The organism is Xenorhabdus griffiniae, from assembly GCF_015163655.1.
In the GTDB taxonomy this organism is placed as follows: Bacteria; Pseudomonadota; Gammaproteobacteria; order Enterobacterales; family Enterobacteriaceae; genus Xenorhabdus; species Xenorhabdus griffiniae.
On sequence record NZ_JADEUF010000212.1, the window covers coordinates 1 to 2,602 of the forward strand.

A 2,602-nucleotide genomic window follows, 5' to 3' on the forward strand; every position below is an offset into this window, starting at 1 on the left:
ATAAGCATGACTCAGTCCTCTCTTTTGCTTTTTTGTTTGTGGAAAATCAAAATTCGCAAAAATTGGACTGAGTTTCTTCGACACTCCTACCATTTTGAAAAGTTATTTATCCTCAATAGATTCATTTTTTATCATTTGTTCTAATGGGTGCATGTTATTCACACATAAAAAGAAGAGCCATTCAATCTTAATTATTATGGATTTTATTATATTTTAAATTTTATTTATCTTCCTCAATGGCAAATTCAATGGCTTCTTTTACACGATAGTAATTTTTATTTTTTTGTGTGAACTCTGGGCAATTTAGAATTTAATTAAAACAACAAATTATGAATGCGATGCGGAATATCAGGTCATTATTTGAACGTCTTGATTATGTAATTTCCACCAAATATTGAAAGCCTATCAAAAATATAAGGATAGGCTTTGTGAAGTGGTATTGTTAATTTATTTTTATAATAACAAATTAGTTAAATATATCAAACCTTGATATTATCTCATAATCTTCAAGATTTGCAGCTTTATAGCTTTCGTCACCAAACATGAATTTCCAGACATAAATATAAAAATCTCTGACAGGTATCATATCTGGTAGTAGTATTTGAGGGGCACCAGAATCATAATAACGTGTTAATTTTTCATCACTAGCATAACGAATTACATATTTAAAACTTTCTTTACATCTGTGTTTCCATGACATAGAAAATTCATTATATTCTAAAAACAATAACTCATTAACCAATTTTTCTATGCTTTTCACATTATTAAGATTTAAATCTAATAGGCTATGGTCAATATGTGGGCCTCCAGCTAATGGAGCCCAAAACATATATATATACCCTTCACTTATTTTTATTTTTTTCATTTCCTAGTCCAATTATTATTCAATTCCGAATATACTATAAATCTTTCCCGTTTTTTTATCAAAACCAGCTCTAACTGTTGAGGTTTCAAAATATTCTTTCCCTCCTTTTTTATAACCTTCTGAAACAACTTTACCCATATCAAAATCTACTCTGCCTGTTTTATGAATTTCTGGATTGTATAGAGGTAAAGCTTTTTGTATTGCTTCATATTGATCTTTATAAGATAGAAATCTAGTAGAATCTGTTGGCTTGCCATTCCTACCATCAGGTGTATAACCTGTTTTTGCTCGATAATTTTGTTGCTCCAAAGTAGTACCTGGGCCATGCCTACGAAGGCCATGAACATCTTCAGTTGCAAGTGTAGACTCAAATTCCTGAATTTTTTTCTTATAGTACTCTTCGTCCTTATCAGCTTTTTGGCTCAAATAAACATAAACTGCCGGCACGCCCTCAATCGGGAAGACCAGAATATAATCCCGGAAATCATTTTCCTGTACCGGCGTAGTCGTCTTCGTTGGCCCGCGATCTGTTCCATCCGATATCGGCGTTTCCGTTTTGTTTCCCGCCATTTCATCCGGATCTTGCTGCGGGTTGACCATAACTCCGTCCCGCCACGTGGGCTGCTCTGGAATTTCCAGTCCGGGTGTTTGATCGGTCATACTCGGATCATCAAGCGGCACAGTGTTGACATTGATTGGCGTGCCACGCTGGCTAAAATATTGAGGCAAGTCCTGCGGTGATAATGCCTGATACATTGATGACGCTGTCGTGTACCAGACCAATATAGGTGAATCCGCGCCATCCTCCCGAAATTCATAGGTGCCTGGGGCAGTTTGCTTCACATAGCGTACTTTAACCGTATCCATACCGCTTCCTTCGCGGGTATGGTAGCCAACCACCTTCACTCCTCCGGTCTTCTCGTCTTCCGCAAAACGATAGCGAACACGGGTCTCTGCACGGCCTTTTTGATCCGCCAGTTGTTTCAGTCTTTCGAGCTGGTGTTGAGCCGTGTCACTGTCAGCGCCCAATGCCCGTTTCAATGCCCCCCAGGCGGCCTGTGCCCGATCCGCCGGTGTGGAAGAAATGGCGGCCATGAATAATTTCTCTTTCTCAGAAAGTCGTGGAGGCGCGCTTTGGGTTTCCCATACTCCCTCGTTATCATTCGCCGTACCTGCCGTACCCGCAGCCGCGCCCAATGCCATCTGCGTCTCGATTGCCTGATACACCAGCGGATTGGCTTGTGCCGGTGGCACCACCTGATCAAGCAGCCACCCTATCGGCACCATATACCACGGCGGCGTATTTTTATTCTGCGTCGCCGAAGCCATTGCGGGTGCCTGCGATGCTGGTGAGGGCAGGTAAACCTGCAATTGACCAAAATTGGCGGCGGGCTCGGTCTCTGTGCCTGCATCGGTGCAACCCAATGATTACATTCAGGATTTTTGCAGATAACAGGCCAATAAATTAAATTTATTGGCCTGTTAGATAGTTTAAATTAATAAATAATCCCTTTATATTTCAACATTAATTCTCGTCCTTTATCATCTAACAATATTGGTAGTTTGTGTAAAAAAACATAACCATCATCATTAAATTCAAGTAAGGCATTGTCTAATGGTGATATAAAAAAAGTCGCGCCATTAAAGAAACACTGAGAATTTAACGTATAATAATCATCAATAAAGACATTAATGTTTTCTTTTTTTATGAAATAGACCTCATTTTTTGAATAGGAA

Annotated in this window: 3 protein-coding genes; all 3 read right to left on the minus strand. The window is 39.2% G+C overall.

The features are described 5' to 3' along the window. Nucleotides 1–466: 466 nt before the first annotated feature. Nucleotides 467–865, minus strand: a complete 399-nt coding sequence (locus IQ211_RS18810; RefSeq protein ID WP_189761252.1) for a hypothetical protein — start codon at nucleotides 863–865, stop codon at nucleotides 467–469. A gap of 15 nt (nucleotides 866–880) precedes the next feature. Further along, nucleotides 881–2,194, minus strand: coding sequence for an S-type pyocin domain-containing protein (locus IQ211_RS19775; protein WP_228011621.1), 1,314 nt, complete (start codon nucleotides 2,192–2,194; stop codon nucleotides 881–883). Nucleotides 2,195–2,361: 167 nt separating this feature from the next. Continuing rightward, on the minus strand, nucleotides 2,362–2,602 hold a 241-nt coding region (locus IQ211_RS19780; protein ID WP_228011622.1), incomplete at its 5' end, for a hypothetical protein.